This is a genomic window from Sphingopyxis sp. Geo48, from assembly GCF_949769155.1.
Classification (GTDB): Bacteria; Pseudomonadota; Alphaproteobacteria; order Sphingomonadales; family Sphingomonadaceae; genus Sphingopyxis.
Genome location: NZ_CATKPA010000002.1, coordinates 1 through 13,145, shown reverse-complemented (window position 1 = coordinate 13,145; position 13,145 = coordinate 1). Strand labels below are relative to the sequence as shown.

Annotated in this window: 15 protein-coding genes and 1 pseudogene; 5 read left to right on the top strand and 11 right to left on the bottom strand. The window is 62.3% G+C overall.

Annotation, left to right across the window (positions count from 1 at the left end):
* Positions 1–3: 3 nt before the first annotated feature.
* Genes QOL79_RS06680 through QOL79_RS06655 form a run of 6 tightly spaced genes read right to left on the bottom strand, consistent with a single transcriptional unit; the run spans position 4 to position 4,013 of the window.
* Positions 4–396, bottom strand: coding sequence for a nuclear transport factor 2 family protein (locus tag QOL79_RS06680; protein ID WP_058454847.1), 393 nt, complete (start codon positions 394–396; stop codon positions 4–6).
* Positions 393–623 (bottom strand): biotin/lipoyl-containing protein, encoded by a 231-nt coding sequence (locus QOL79_RS06675; RefSeq protein WP_283419052.1) that lies wholly within the window; start codon positions 621–623, stop codon positions 393–395. Before QOL79_RS06675 ends, QOL79_RS06680 begins: the two co-directional genes overlap by 4 nt.
* Before the next feature lie 4 nt (positions 624–627).
* Positions 628–1,617: an alpha-ketoacid dehydrogenase subunit beta gene (locus QOL79_RS06670; RefSeq protein WP_058454849.1), complete on the bottom strand. Its 990-nt coding sequence runs from the start codon at positions 1,615–1,617 to the stop codon at positions 628–630.
* Positions 1,614–2,594, bottom strand: coding sequence for a thiamine pyrophosphate-dependent dehydrogenase E1 component subunit alpha (locus tag QOL79_RS06665; protein WP_058454850.1), 981 nt, complete (start codon positions 2,592–2,594; stop codon positions 1,614–1,616). The genes QOL79_RS06670 and QOL79_RS06665 overlap by 4 nt, the downstream gene beginning before the upstream one ends.
* Positions 2,591–3,238: a glutathione S-transferase family protein gene (locus tag QOL79_RS06660; protein ID WP_283419051.1), complete on the bottom strand. Its 648-nt coding sequence runs from the start codon at positions 3,236–3,238 to the stop codon at positions 2,591–2,593. The genes QOL79_RS06665 and QOL79_RS06660 overlap by 4 nt, the downstream gene beginning before the upstream one ends.
* A 10-nt stretch (positions 3,239–3,248) precedes the next feature.
* Positions 3,249–4,013, bottom strand: coding sequence for an SDR family NAD(P)-dependent oxidoreductase (locus QOL79_RS06655; protein ID WP_283419050.1), 765 nt, complete (start codon positions 4,011–4,013; stop codon positions 3,249–3,251).
* Positions 4,014–4,108: 95 nt separating this feature from the next.
* Between QOL79_RS06655 and QOL79_RS06650 the strand changes: the two are divergent.
* Both QOL79_RS06650 and QOL79_RS06645 read left to right on the top strand, forming a co-directional pair.
* Positions 4,109–4,319: pseudogene (locus tag QOL79_RS06650) on the top strand (IS5/IS1182 family transposase); the annotation flags it as partial.
* 469 nt (positions 4,320–4,788) lie between these two features.
* Complete coding sequence (locus QOL79_RS06645; RefSeq protein WP_283419049.1) at positions 4,789–5,343, top strand: type 1 glutamine amidotransferase domain-containing protein; 555 nt, start codon at positions 4,789–4,791, stop codon at positions 5,341–5,343.
* A 384-nt stretch (positions 5,344–5,727) separates the two neighbouring features.
* On the opposite strand, the gene QOL79_RS06640 is transcribed toward QOL79_RS06645, so the two are convergent.
* Positions 5,728–5,982: a hypothetical protein gene (locus tag QOL79_RS06640; RefSeq protein ID WP_283419687.1), complete on the bottom strand. Its 255-nt coding sequence runs from the start codon at positions 5,980–5,982 to the stop codon at positions 5,728–5,730.
* Here QOL79_RS06640 and QOL79_RS06635 point away from each other — a divergent pair.
* Together QOL79_RS06635 and QOL79_RS06630 are read left to right on the top strand one after the other, a co-directional pair.
* Positions 5,872–6,135 (top strand): hypothetical protein, encoded by a 264-nt coding sequence (locus QOL79_RS06635; protein ID WP_283419048.1) that lies wholly within the window; start codon positions 5,872–5,874, stop codon positions 6,133–6,135. The two genes, QOL79_RS06640 and QOL79_RS06635, sit on opposite strands and share 111 nt — an antisense overlap.
* A 301-nt stretch (positions 6,136–6,436) precedes the next feature.
* The gene (locus tag QOL79_RS06630) at positions 6,437–6,883 is read left to right on the top strand and encodes a carboxymuconolactone decarboxylase family protein (protein WP_283419047.1); all 447 of its coding nucleotides are present in this window, start codon (positions 6,437–6,439) and stop codon (positions 6,881–6,883) included.
* 309 nt (positions 6,884–7,192) lie between these two features.
* On the opposite strand, the gene QOL79_RS06625 is transcribed toward QOL79_RS06630, so the two are convergent.
* From QOL79_RS06625 to QOL79_RS06610, 4 genes are all read right to left on the bottom strand, one after another.
* Positions 7,193–8,425 (bottom strand): RNA polymerase sigma factor, encoded by a 1,233-nt coding sequence (locus QOL79_RS06625; protein ID WP_283419046.1) that lies wholly within the window; start codon positions 8,423–8,425, stop codon positions 7,193–7,195.
* 38 nt (positions 8,426–8,463) lie between these two features.
* On the bottom strand, positions 8,464–8,901 hold the full coding sequence (locus tag QOL79_RS06620; protein WP_058454856.1) for a YciI family protein: 438 nt from the start codon (positions 8,899–8,901) through the stop codon (positions 8,464–8,466).
* A gap of 221 nt (positions 8,902–9,122) precedes the next feature.
* Entirely contained in the window at positions 9,123–9,866 is a 744-nt protein-coding gene (gene mddA, locus QOL79_RS06615) for a methanethiol S-methyltransferase (protein ID WP_283419045.1), read from the bottom strand.
* Between the two features lie 220 nt (positions 9,867–10,086).
* Complete coding sequence (locus tag QOL79_RS06610; RefSeq protein WP_283419044.1) at positions 10,087–10,359, bottom strand: DUF4242 domain-containing protein; 273 nt, start codon at positions 10,357–10,359, stop codon at positions 10,087–10,089.
* Positions 10,360–10,492: 133 nt separating this feature from the next.
* Between QOL79_RS06610 and QOL79_RS06605 the strand changes: the two genes are divergently transcribed.
* Positions 10,493–13,078 carry an AAA family ATPase gene (locus QOL79_RS06605; RefSeq protein ID WP_283419043.1) on the top strand — a complete coding sequence of 862 codons (2,586 nt, stop codon included), beginning with the start codon at positions 10,493–10,495 and terminating at the stop codon, positions 13,076–13,078.
* Positions 13,079–13,145 lie beyond the last annotated feature (67 nt).

Sequence of the window (13,145 nt, the reverse complement as noted above, 5' to 3'; positions counted from 1 at the left end):
CCGCTATGCCTTCAATTGCTCGACCATATGCGCGGTGTCGAAATAATGGATGCGCATCGACGCCATCTTGCCGGCGTCGTCGAATTCGGTGACCTCGGCGATATGCGTCTCGAAGCGCTTGCCGCTGGACTTCGCGGTCACGGTGAAATGAAGCAAAGCGACGGCATATTTCTCGCCGCCGACCAGTTCCATCCATTTGACGACCGGTTCTTCCCAATAGCCCATGACGTGCGCGTAAAGCCGCTGCAGCGCATCGCGCCCGCGCCATTCTCCGCCATAGGGAAGCGAGGCCGGTTCATGGATGACGAGGTCGTCGGCCATGAAATCGGCAACCGCGTCCCACTCGCCGCGCGCGACCGCGGCGTACATCGCCTTGCTGGCTTCGAGCGGGGTCATTCGATCGTGCCGACGAGCGCGCCAACCGGATAGACCTCGCCCTCGACCCCGATCGGACGGATGATCCCGGCGACCTGCGCCTCGACCTCAACCGTCGTCTTGTCGGTCTCCACCGTATAGATGATGTCGCCGACCTCGACGCGTTCTCCGTCGCCGAACATCCATTCATTGAGCGTCATTTCGGTCGCCGACATGCCGATCTTCGGGATGCGCAATTCCTCCGCCATCGCCTCAGCCTTTCCAGTTCACGGCGGCGCGCACCGCATCGGCGATCTTTTCCTTGTTCGGGATCCACGCCTGCTCCAGCGCATTGGCCATCGGCACCGCCGAGAAGGCGCCCCCGATCCGTGTAACCGGAGCTTTGAGCTTGCCGAACAATTTCTCGTTGAGGCGCGAGGCGATCTCGGCCCCGGTGCCGTACTGCTTCACCGCTTCGTGCAGCACCACCGCGCGACCCGTCTTTTCGACCGATGCGGTGACCGTCGCCTCGTCATAGGGTGCGATGGTCCTGAGATCGATGACCTCGACCGAAATCCCCTCGTCGGCAAGCTTGCCCGCAATTTCGAGCGCGTCGAGCACGGTGCGGCCATAGGTGACGATCGTGCAATCGCTCCCCTCGCGCGCGACCGCGGCCTTGCCGAGCGGCACGAAATGGTTCGGTCCCGGATCGTCGGATTTGAGGCCGTAGCAAAGGATATTCTCGATGAAGATCACCGGGTCGTTGCACGCAATCGCCGCGCGCATCAGTCCCTGCGCGTCCGCCGCGTTCGACGGGGTGACGATCTTCAGCCCCGCGACATGCGCGAACCACGCCTCGAGCATGTCCGAATGCTGGCCGCCGAACCCGACGCCGACGCCGGTCGTGGTGCGGATCACCATCGGCACATGGGTCTGCCCCCCCGACATGAAGCGCAGCTTTGCGGCATGGTTGACGATCTGGTCCATCGCGACGGTCACGAAGTTCATCAGCATGATCTCGGCGATCGGGCGGAAGCCCGCGAGCGCCGCGCCGACGCACGCGCCGACGATCGCCTGCTCCGAAATCGGCGTCGCGCGGACGCGGTTCTCGCCATATTTTTCAGTCAGGCCCGCGGAGATTTTGAACACCCCGCCCCCTTGCTTGGCGGCGACATCCTCGCCGAGCAGGATCACGCCTTCATCCTCGGCCATCGCCTCGTCGATCGCGCGGTTGATCGCCTGCGTCATCGTGATCTGGCTCATGCCGCAATCTCCTCTTCGAAGACATCCTTGCGGATTTCCTCAGGGCCCGGCAGCGGGCTGTTCGCGGCGAATTCGGCGGCGGCGTCCATCTGGGCATCGAGATCGGCGACGATTGCGTCGAGCTCGGCCTCGGTAAACTGATGGTCGAGCATCAGCTGGCGCAGCCGCGGCAATGGATCCTCGGCGGCCATTTCGGCGAGATGCTCAGGCGGCATGTAGGAAAAGTCCGCGCCGAAGAAATGGCCCATCATCCGGTAGCACATCGCCTCGATCAGCGTCGGCCCCTCCCCCGCGCGGGCGCGATCCACCGCGGCCTTGGTCGTATTGTACATAGCGATGGCGTCGTTGCCGTCCACCTTCACTCCGTTCATCCCATAGGCCTTGGCGCGGGTGACGATCGAATCGACCTTGGTGTGATCGGCGAAGGCCGTGTGCTCGCCATAACGGTTGTTCTGGCAGAGGAAGATCACCGGCAGCTTCCAGAGCTGGGCCATGTTCATCGCCTCGTGGAAGGCGCCGATATTGGTCGCGCCGTCGCCGAAGCAGACCATCGTCACCTTGCCGTCGCCGCGGTTCTGCGACGCGAGCGCGAGGCCGTTGGCGATCGGCAGCCCCGACCCCACGACGCCGGTGGTCACCATCACCCCGGTTTCGGGATGGGTGATGTGCATCGACCCGCCCTTGCCGCGGCACGTGCCCCCGACCTTGCCGGCGATTTCGGCAAACAAGGGGTTGAGCGGCACGCCCTTCGCGATCTGGTCATGTTGGCCGCGATAGGTGGTAACGAGATAGTCGCTGGGTTCGAGCGCCGCCATCGCCGCCGCCGAGACAAGCTCCTGCCCGCGCACGGTGTAATAGATGACCGCGAGCTTGCCGGTCATCAGCAGCGAACGGAATTTCTCGTCGGCGCGAGCGACGCGCATCGTGCGGGTGTAAATGTCGCGCAGCTTGTCGCGGTCGATCGTCGTGTCGGTCATGCAGGCTCTCCGATGCCCAGTTTGGGGTTGGCGCTGGCGGCGGCGCTGGGACGCGCGGCGACGCGGTCGCGCCAGGCGGCAAGATTGGTCAGCGCGGGATCGAGCGGCTGGCCGACCATCGCGCCGAACTCGACGAAGGAATAAAGCAGGACATCGGCAAGGCTGAAGCGCTCGCTCGCCAGCCACGGTCCCGCACCGACGATCCGGTCGACCTTCGTCAGCCCGTCGGCAGCGAGCCGCTTCAGGTCCGCCGCCGCATCGGGCAGGCACAGCATCCGGCTCTGGAACATCGGCAAACCCTCGGCGCCGCGGAAGCCTGCGGTCATCGGCACGACGACAAGCTGGTCGACGATCCGCACCAGCATCCGCGTTTGCGCCCGCTCCTCGGCGGTCGCGCCAAGCATCGCATGCCCGCCAACCGTCTCGTCTAGATACTCGCAGATGGCGACGCTCTCGGCGAGGCAAGTCCCGTCGTCGAGTTCGAGCAGCGGTGTGTGACCGAGCGGGCTTTTGGCGCAGAAATCGGGCTGACGGTTCTCGGCCGACATGATGTCGACGAACTGGCGATCGACCGCGATGCCCGTCTCGGCGAGGTACATCAGCACCACGCGCGGATTGGGGCCGAGCGACTGATAGAGCTTCATCGTGCGCGCCCTAAAACTGGACGCGCTTGGTGAAGCCGCCGTCGATGACGAGATGCGCGCCGGTCATGTAGGGACAGGCGGGCGAGGCCATGAAGACGATCGCCTTCGCCACTTCCTCGGGTTCGCCGAAGCGCCCCATCGGCATCTGCGCGAGCGTGCTTTCATAGAGCGGCGGCGCCGCCGACTTGATGACCTCCCAATTGCCGCCCGGATAATAGATGGCGCCCGGCGAAACGATGTTGACGCGAATATTCTGCGCCGCGAGCGCCTGGCTCAATTGCGAGCCATAGGTGATGAGCGCCGCCTTCAGCGCGTTGAACGCTTGCGGCACGATGAAGGTCTCGACCGCGGCGGTCGACGACATGAAGATGATCGATCCCGACCCCGACGCCGCGAGCGCCTCGGTCAGCGTCTCGACGCCGTGCACGGCGCCCATGATATCCATGTCGAGCCCGCGCTGCCAGTCGCCGGTCGCGCCCTGCCCCGACGAGCTTGCGGTGTGGATGAAGATGTCGCAGCCGCCGAGCGTGTCGCGCGCCTTTTCGAGCCAGGCGCGATAGCCGTCGGGATTGCCCGTCATGTCGAACTGTTCGCCAAACACCTTGCCCGGACCCGCGGCATCGATCGCCGCGACCGCGGCAGCGACCTTGTCGGCATCACGCGAGAAGAAGGCGACGTCGGCGCCCTCGGCGGCGAAAATCTTGAGCGCGGCGAGCCCTAGCCCGTGCGCGCCACCGTTGATGATCACCTTCTTTCCGGCAAGACCCAGATCCATCGCATCCTCCTCTTGTGATTTTGACGCCAACCTAGCTGGAACGGCAATCGCGAGACATCAGCAAAAATGTGAGCGGGGCAATCAGCCCACCTTCATCCGCCGCTGGCGCTGGCGACTTACAGATGATCGGCAGTCCTTCCTTTCGCGCCGACCAGCAGGCCGTGACGGCAGAGAGGGGGCTCGAGATCATTGTCTCGGTCGCTCCGCGGGGCGGGCTCACGACCAAAAATCTACCCGTTCGCGGACGGGCAAGGCTTCCCAATCCGGTTGAGCCTTACCGCCAGACAAAGCCATGACAGGCAAGCCGACAATGAACGCGAGCGCATCGGCGAACTGGCTCAAGACCGGGCAGCGAACAGGGCCGAGTCCCGGCGCATCTAGGATCGCTGCCGCAAGAGAATGGGGAAAGAAACGCGAACGGTTTACAATCGGACTGTAAACCAGTTTCGGAGAGCGCCGCTAAACGGTTGAAAACTGGTAGCGGAGGTCCGTAGCGGTCGTTACGTCACCGAAGGCGCTGCCACCTTTTCATATGAGTTTCCTCGCAACTAAGTCTTATGCTGGCCCATCTCGGACTGGCAGCTTTTGAGCGCGCCAACTTCTGGGGAGGGGTCGGATCACAGCAGCAATGTCGAAGCGGGGGCTTCGATCTTCTCAAGATATTCTGTCCTGACGCGCGGCGAGGCCGAACTGTCGGTGCGACCTTCGGCCTATCTTTTGATCAGGCAACATCTTCCCTGCCCGCGCATTGTTGAAGAACACAAGGAGAAATGACATGGACAATCCCCTCACCCGGCGCCGCATCCTCATCATGGCGAGCGACGGCTTCGAACAGTCCGAACTGGAAATTCCCCTCGAGCGACTTCAGGATGCCGGCGCCGAGATCGACATCGCCTCGCTCCAGACTGGCGACATCACCGGTTGGGACGAAGATGATTGGGGCGACGAAATCGACGTTGATCTGCTGATCGCCGATGCCAACGCCGACGACTATGACGCGCTGGTGCTTCCCGGCGGTCAGATCAATCCAGACCTGCTGCGTGTCGATGCAAAGGCGATCGCGTTGATCAAGTCCTTCGCCGACGCAGGCAAACCTGTGGCAGCGATATGCCACGCGCCTTGGCTGCTCGTCGAAGCGGGTCTTGCAAATGGCAGGCGAATGACGAGCTACAAGTCGATCCGCACCGATGTCGCCAATGCTGGTGCCGAAGTAGTCGATGAAGAGGTGGTGGTCGATGGCAACATCATCACGAGCCGCTGCCCCGACGATCTTCCGGCCTTCTGCGACGCGATCGTCGCATCGCTCACGCCCGCCAGTGCCGATGTCTGACGGTGGCATTGCGGGAATCGGGATCCACCAAAGGCCATAGAGTTGGCCGACCAGGCTAATCCAAGTGTGCGCATGAAGCCGAACAAGATTGCAGGCGATCAGGCGACCCGCTCGAGCGAAATCAGCCAAGCAGTCTCGGGCTCCGCCAACGGGAGCATGACACCTGCCTGCAAGAGCTCCGCCGAGCGAACTGTCCATCGTCCGGTGGGGTCCCGGCAAGCAGAAGACGGATGCGATAGCTGCCCGCGGGATCTACCCCAGGCATCTTGACCGGCGGACATGCATAATGATCCGCGAATCTTGTTTGCGCCACCAGTGCCAGCCCGCGTGCTTCCAACAACGCGAAATACCCGAACGTATCTGGCACGTTTTCAGCTATCCGCGTCAGCGAACCTCGATGAATAACGTCCCGCCGTTCCTTGTAGAGGGCGATATGCGCCGCAAGCAAGCCCTGTCGGAAGCGGACATCGAGGCCGGATCACGCCGCACGAGTTCGTCGAACGCGCGCGCGTCGATGCCGCGCGCGGGATGCTCAAAGCAAGTGAACGGGGGCTCAAGGTCGTCGCCTTCGATTGCGGCTTTGGCAATGCCGACCCGATGCGGGCGGTTTTCGTTCAACGACTTGGCGTAGCGCCTCATCAGTATCGGTCGAGTTTCAGGCTCGGCGCAAACGCGGCGCATAAATTGCCACAGAGCGAGGGGGTTTTTGCGGAGCCGGGAGGGCGGAAAGTTCCGAAGGGAGCTGTCGGTGACGGCGCGTATCTTTGGCCGTGTTTCAACCGCTTTAGTTAAGCAGGCTCAGTGCTTCGTCGATTTCTCGGAATCGTGTCTTGGCCGATTTTGGACTGGCGGCTTTCAACACCGATTTGAAATAAGCGGACACTCTGGGGCCGTATGACGATGACGTGGCCCCTCGTTTCGCAGCGCGACCTGATTGGTACGCGGCAGCAGACGAATCTCGGGCCGTTCTTCCGGCCCCTTTCGCCCACATCCGGTCGCACCGACATTTTTTCGGGCGCGATGTCACAGCGCCGAAATCCCGCTCGTCAGGATTGATGACGCCGATATCGGCTGAGGAAGAAAGGAAGATCAGATGAATCGGTTGAATTGGTCCGAAGTAGCCCCCGCCGGAGCGAAGGCGCTGTACGGTGTCCACCATTATATCACCAATAACACTGCCCTCCCGACAGAGCTGATTCACCTTGTCTTCCTCCGGGTTTCACAGATCAACGGATGCGCTCACTGCATCGATCTTCACACCCGAGATCTTCTCAAGACCATGCCGGTGGGCAAGGTCGCACTGCTTCCGGTGTGGGACGAAGTCCCGCATCTGTTCCCTGACCGGTACCGCGCAGCACTGGCGTGGGCGGAGGAAGTTACGCGCGTCAGCGAGACGCATGCTTCGGACGAGGCCTATGCAGCCGCCGCCGAGGCATTCGAGCCGAAAGACCTCGTGGACCTGACGATCGCGATTGCGGCGATGAACGCCTTCAACCGGCTGGGCGCACCATTCCGGCTTCCGGTCGCGGCCAAGCCCTGAAGTGTGAGCGCTGCGCTTTTTGGCGTTGCGGTACAATATCCCTCGCGCCAGCGAAGCTATCCGCGCGATGCGACCCAGGAGGGCTCTTCCTTTCAGGAAACACGGCTCTTCATCTTACGCCCGCACGGTTTCGATCAGGCGGGCGTTCTTTTGGGAAGCGCAAATCGCTGGTGTTTGCCGATTCCAGTCAGTCCGCTTCGAGGGCGCCAAGCATCGAAAACGGAAGCAGCCTGGATCATGCTGGCTCATCCCCTCCCTTCGATCGCTTGGCCGCATTCGACGCTTCCGGAACACGAGCGCCAAGAGCCACTACAGCTGGTTAAGATAGGAGCGAATCTGCGCGGCTTCGGCCGCGCTTTGTGCAAGTGCGATTGCACGCCCATAGGCGGTAGCCGCTTCATCGCCGCGCCCAAGCTCCGCCAGAAACTGGCCGATGGCGGCATGATAATGAAAATAGCCTTCAAGGGCGGTGGCGAGGGGCTCGGCATGGGCGAGCGCTTCGCCCGGTCCCCGCGACCGCCAGATCGCCACGGCGTGATTGAGGGCGACGACGGGGGTTGGCCACATGTCCTCCAGCACCCGGTACAGGCCTTCGATCTGGTCCCAGCGTGTGTCGGCGAAGGTCGTAGCCCGCGCGTGCATCGCCGCGATCGCCGCCTGCAGCTGATAGGGGCCGGGCTTGCCCATCCGAAAGGCGCGGTCGGTAAGCGCGATGCCTTCGGCAATAGCCGATCTGTCCCACCGGTCGCGGTCCTGTTCCTCGAGGAGGATAATCGCGCCGGCGGCGTCGAAACGGGCATCGCGCCGCGAGTCCTGCAGCAGAAGCAATGCGACGAGGCCCAAGACCTCTGGCTCGTCGGGAAAGAGGTCGAGGAGGACCCGCGCGAGCCGGATCGCCTCATCGCAGAGCGGGCGGGCGCGCACCGCCTCGTGCGACGCGGCGGCATATCCCTTGGTGAACAGGAGATAGATCATCGACGAGACCGCCCCCTGCCGCTCGGCGCGAAGTGCGGGCGACGGCGGTTCGAACCGGATGTCGGCCTGGGCGACCGCTCGCTTCGCCCGCGTGATCCGCTGTTCCATCGCCGCCTCGCTGACGAGGAAGGCGCTCGCGATATCGGCCACGGAGAGGCCACAGACAATACGAAGCGCCAGCGCGATCTGCTGGGTCGCGGCGAGCTCCTTGTGGCAGCATATGAACAGCAGGCGCAGCATGTCGTCGCCATAGGCACGTTCGTCGAGGGTGTCGGCGATCTCCTCTTCGGCATCGCCCGGCGGCGCGGCGATCTCCTCGGGCAGCGAAGTCTCGCGAAGCGCCCGCCGGACGGTGTCGATTCCTGCATTTGCGCCAACGCGAACGAGCCAGGCCAGCGGATCGCGGGGCGTTCCTTGCTCGGCCCAGTGGCGGAGCGCGCGGAGGCAAGCCTCCTGGAAGGCCTCCTCCGCCGCCTCGACGCTGCCGAGGCGGCGGAGGAGCGCTGCCATGGCCCGCGGCCGCGCCGTCCGCAGCACGGTGTCGATCCAGTTCGGGTCCTGGGTCATCTTCGTCTCATCGGCGACCGATCCGCGGGTGCGGGCACTTACATATAGCGACCGTGCTGCTGCTCGATATCCTTGGCCAACTGTTCCGATTGGGCATCGATCTCCGGCGTCGAGACCTCGGCGAAGTCTTCCATACCGAAGAGCGGCCGGATCTCTAGATCCGAATCCGACATCTGGGGGTTAGGGCAGCGCTTGGCCCATGCGATCGCCTCCTCCATCGAGGCCACTTCCCAGATCCAGAAGCCCGCGACCAATTCGCTCGTTTCGGCAAAGGGCCCGTCGGTGACCGTGCGGGTTTCGCCCGAGAAGCGGACCCGGACACCCTGCGAAGAGGGCTTGAGGCCTTCGCCTGCGATCATCACGCCAGCCTTCACCAACTCCTCGTTATAGTTCATCATTGCGGCGAGCAGTTCGGGCTGCGGCATCGCTCCCGCTTCGCTATTCTTGTCGGCCTTGACCAGTACCATCACGCGCATTGTTCATCTCCTTCTCCAGGGGTTGCGGCCCAAGGACGGACGAGCATCAGCGATTCCGACACCGCCGAGGAAGATTTTTCAAGTTCCTCTCAACCGGCCACGATATTCCGCCAAATCTACATGCTGACTTTGGCGGATAGCGCACGATCGGCTCGGAGGTCCGGGGCGCGAAATGCCGTCGATAGGTTTGATCGACGGCATCGCATTGAACCCGCGAGGCGTTAGACAGCCCTTCTCCCGATCGCCGGCAGCATTTTTCCGACACGCTGCTGGTAACGCCGATATTCATCTCCAAACTGATCGAGCAGATCTCGTTCTTCATAGATGAGCGCGATGAAGATGTAGGAGGACATACCGAAAGCGAAGAGCAGATGACCAGCGGTCATCACGGGGGTTGCCCAGAATGCAATCAGGAAGCCAAGGTACAAAGGGTGCCGGACAATCCGGTACAAGAGCGGCGTCCGGAATTGTGGAGCGGCAGCGGCTCTGCCCCGGACGTAAAGCCACGCCTGCTGGAGCCCGAACAGCTCGAAATGATTGATGAGGAAGGTGCTTGCGAGGACAATCAGCCAGCCGGCCGCAAACAGCAACCAAAGGATCGTCTGAAGCAATGCGCTGTGCGCGTGCCAGACATCTCCCTCGATCGGACGCCACAGCACGAAAAGCAACGCCAATGCACCGCTTGCGAGCAGTACATAAACGCTCCGCTCGCTCTGCGCCGGCACAAGACGCTTCCAGGCTTTCTTGAACCAGGGCCGGGCCATGATGCTGTGTTGCAGCCCGAAAAGCGCGATCAGGCCAACGTCGACAAGGAAGGCGATTACGACCGGTGCCTCCTGCCCGCCCGCATCGACGCGGCGCGGGATCTGGGGCAAGTCGGCGAGAAAGGCTATCAAATACAGAAAGACGCCCAGAAAGAGCGTGTAGGCAGTGCCCGAAAACAGCATGGAGAAGAGCTTCTTCATATCCTGTCTCCCAAAGGTCATCGTGTGGAATATGGACAAACCGGAGGGCAAAGGTCGCGCCGGTTATCGGCCCGACCTTCGCACCGATGCCGCAGGCATCAAATGATCGGCGAGATGTCGATCACCATTCCAAGCAGCATGAATTCGAGCAGCGACGTCAGCGTGACGACGGCTGCAAAGGCGATTTCGATGTATTTTTCCTGAGTCATTGTGGGTCCGATCAATAATAGAAATAGGGGTCGAGCACGCGGACTTCGCTTACGGCATCCACGGGTAGCATGTTGGCGGCGGCGGTTTCGCCGATCGCTTCCGCATCGGGCGCGTCATAGATGCAATATGTCTTGCGCTTGTCGGCGGACACATAGCTGTGGATCCACGTCACACCGCGCGCGGCATTATTGTTCACGACACCCACACAGGCGGATGCGCCATTACAGTCGGTGGGGATATTGAGGCCGGCGGGAAACGAGCGTTCGACGAGATAGCGAGGCATTTTCATTCTCCTTGTTGCTAAATGCAGGCTTTATCTGGACGAACTGCGGAGCGAGCACATCGGCGGAACTCCCTATTTTGGGATTCTGAATTCCCTATTTTTGAGCCCCGATTTCTCTTAGAAACCTGCTGTCATGCTGCTGGAACGCGACGTTTACCTCGATCAGCTTGAGGCTCTTCTTGGCGAAGCCATGAAAGGTGCCGGCCGCGCTGCGTTCGTCGCCGGCGAAGCCGGCATCGGCAAGACCAGCCTATTGGCCGCCTTCTCCGAGCGCACAGGGTCAAGCGTGCGGGTCTTGCATGCGGCGTGCGAGGATCTCTCCGCTCCCGAGACGCTAAGTCTTCTTCGCGATCTGACTATCGTCGATCAGCGAGGCCTTGAGAATGCCGAGCGCGGGCAGTCGCGTCTTGCGCTGTTCGCCGAAGTCCTTGCAAACCTCGCCAGCGAGCCGACGGTGCTGATCCTCGAGGACATTCACTGGGCTGACGACGCGAGCCTCGATTTCATTCGCTTCATCGGACGGCGGCTGACGAGTACTCAACTCCTGCTATTAGCTTCGTCGAGGAACGACGGGAGCGATGCGAAGCAGCGATTGCACCGCGCAGCTGCCGATGTCCCGGCTGCTGCGAGGACATTGATCGAACTGCCGCGATTATCGTCCGTGGCAGTCGGCAAGCTCGCTGCAGCACGCGGCCTGATCGGGCATGCCATCCATGACGCCACGGCAGGCAATCCGCTGTTCGTCAGCGAAATGCTCTCCGCGAAGGGCGAGCGCCCGGCAATGATCGACGATCTCGTCGTTTCAAAGGCGGGCGCACTTTCGAACGCGGCGCGCGCGCTGATGGAGCTGTGCTCGATCTACCCGCGACGGACACCCTATCAAGCGATCGCTGCCGCCAACATCGTCGAAGCCGCGATCGACGAATGCCTTGCCTCGGGCATGCTGGTACCGGCCGGCGAAGGGCTTGGTTTTCGGCATGAGTTGATCCGTCAGGCCGTAGAACATTCGCTGCCCCCGTTCCGGCGGCAGCGTTTGCATGCTGCGGCGCTCGCCCAGCTGGAGGTCAACCGGGGAAGTGCTGCGCGGTGTCTGCACCATGCGTTAGGCGCGAAGGACAGCGCCAAGATCCGGGTGCTCGCCCCTGCGGCCGCCGAAAAAGCTTCCGCGATGGGTTCGCACCGGGGGGCCGCACAAGCATGGCGTTCGCTTCTGGACCTCGACGGCCTCGACGGCGAAGCAGAAGCGCAGGCGCGCGAACGATACGCGTTCGAACTTCACATGTTCGGCGCTCTATCCGAAGCTATCGACCAACAGGCGTCTGCCATCTCGATCCATGCAAGCCAGGGCGCAATGCTCAAGGTGGGCAATTGTCAGCGCTTTCTGTCGCGCCTTCACTATCTGAACGGCCAGCGGGCTGCCGCCGAAGCGATAGGCAGTGCAGCCGTCGCGTGTCTTGAGCCTTTCGGTGAGAGCGCGGAGCTCGCGCTGGCCTATGCAAATCTGGCCCATCTCGCGATGCTTGGCGAAGACATGCAGCAGTCCGTTCAATGGAGCGAGCGGGCGGAGAAGATTGCCCTGCGGTTCGACCGTACCGACATTCTGGCGACCATCTATAACAATTGGGGCACGGCAATCCAGTTTGCGGACCCGGTGCGAGCGGCGGAGATGGTGGAGCGCAGCATCGAACTTGGACTTGCGGCGGGCACTCAGGAGCATGTCGCAAGAGCCTATACCAATCTGGGCTGGCTCAAGCTCCAAGGACTCGACCTGGAAGCTGCCGAAAAGACGCTCGTGCAAGGTGAATCCTACTGCATCGACAATGAACTCAGTGTGTGGCGCGACTATATGGCTGGAACTCGTGCGCTCGCACTCGTCCAATTGGGTCGCTGGGAAGAGGCGGAACAAATCTCCCGGGAAATAGTGGCGCGCGACGACAATACGCTCCTCATGCGCAATCCTGCGGTTCGCGCCCTCGCCCAGATACTCGTCAGGCGCGGAGATCCCGGGGCAGACGTGCTCATTGACGAACTGCGGCGCCATATGGATCAAGGGAGGGAGGTTCCGCGCTTTGCGCCCTATGCATCGTTGTCGGCGGAATTGGCTTGGACTTCCGCAAGGCAATCTGAAGCCGCTTTGTCGCTCATCGACGAAGCCGTCGATATGCTGGGGCCCGACCACAATGCCCATATGCGGCAGGAACTCGAATATTGGCGGAGCAAGCTTCGAGCGGAACCACCGAGACCTCTCAGGCCGGCTGCCATCGCAAAATCGGATGATCTGCATTCCTTGGTCCAGGCCGCGGCCGACCATTGGGACTGCAAGGCAATGCCGTTCGAAACAGCATTGGCCCTCTCGCAAGGGGACGATTTGCAGGCGCGGATGTCCCTCGAGATACTCGCCAAACTGGGCGCGACCGCCACTGAAGCGAGGGTCCGCTCCGAACTCGCGGCGCGGGGTCTCACGACCGGGTCTCGGGGGCCGCGCGCTTCGACACGCAGCAATCCCTATCAACTAACGCGGCGCGAAATGGAAATCTTGCAGCACCTCGACCGGGGACTGACCAACAAGCAAATCGGAGACACGCTGTTCGTTTCGGCCAAGACCGTCGATCACCACGTAACGTCAATTCTAGGCAAGCTCGACGCAAGAAACAGGGGCGAGGCTGCGGCAAAGGCCCGGCGCGAGAGGTTGATTCCCGAGGCGGATGGCAAGCCCTAAACGACTTAGCCGTTGTCTTGCGCGGGCAGAATAGCGACAGCGTCGCGGTCGGTTCGTTTCTGGCCGG